Raw genomic sequence first — 1,009 nt, forward strand, 5'->3', positions numbered from 1 at the left:
GTGCGGCTGTGGGTGGTCTGGTTCGTTCCGCCCAGGCGGAGAGTCCTGGCCGGATCGTGTTGCTCGACACCGATTCCCACGATGCCGGTGCCGAACTGGGTGCGCTGCTGGGTGGGATTCTGGCCGCAGACGAACCTCAGGTGGCCGTGCGCGGTGGGCAGGTATACAGAGCGCGACTCGCCCGAGTCGTCTCCACTACTGCGACCGCTCCGGCGACCGACGCCTTCGAACCCGACGACACTGTTCTGATCACCGGTGCCAGCGGCTATCTGGGTGGGTTGTTCGCCCGGCACCTGGTCGACGCATATGGTGTGCGCCGTCTGTTGCTGTTGAGTCGGCGCGGTGAAACTGCTCCCGGCACCACCGAGCTACGCGCGGAGCTGCAGCGTCTCGGTGCCGAGGCCGAGTTCGTCGCTTGTGATATCGCCGACCACGGCGCGCTCGCCGAGGTGCTGGCGGGCGTGCCTGCCGGTCATCCACTCACCGGTGTGTTCCACCTGGCTGGTGTGCTCGATGATGGTGCCATCGCGTCGTTGACCGCGGATCGGTTGGATGCGGTGTTGGGGCCCAAGGTCGATGCTGCCCTGCATCTGCACGAGCTGACCGTGGATCTGCCGTTGAAGGCGTTCGTGCTGTTCAGTTCGGTGGCCGGTGCGTTCGGTAACGCCGGTCAAGGCAACTATGCCGCGGCCAACGCGTGTTTGGACGCCCTGGCGGCACATCGCAGGGCATCCGGGCTTTGCGGCCAGTCTTTCGCCTGGGGGCTGTGGGGCATGGACGGAGGTATGGCCGCAGAACTCAGCGACGTCGACCGTCACCGCATGTCCCGTTCGGGCATGCTGCCATTGTCGAAGGAGCAGGGACTCGCGCTGTTCGATGCCGCGACAGGAATGGATACAGCCGCCCTCGTCCTCGCCCGTTTCGACCTGGACGCGATGCGTAGTACGGGATTCGATGCGCCCGCAGTGTTTTCCGCGCTGATCCCGCAGCGCCGCAAGGCGGCCTCGGG

General features: G+C 66.2%; 1 protein-coding gene. It reads left to right on the forward strand.

The window, feature by feature from the left end; translation table 11 throughout:
- Positions 1 to 1,009 (forward strand): beta-ketoacyl reductase (locus tag ACWEO2_RS44270; protein WP_452410874.1); only part of this gene is annotated, 1,009 nt, incomplete at both ends.

The sequence above is a fragment of the Nocardia sp. NPDC004278 genome (assembly GCF_053602975.1).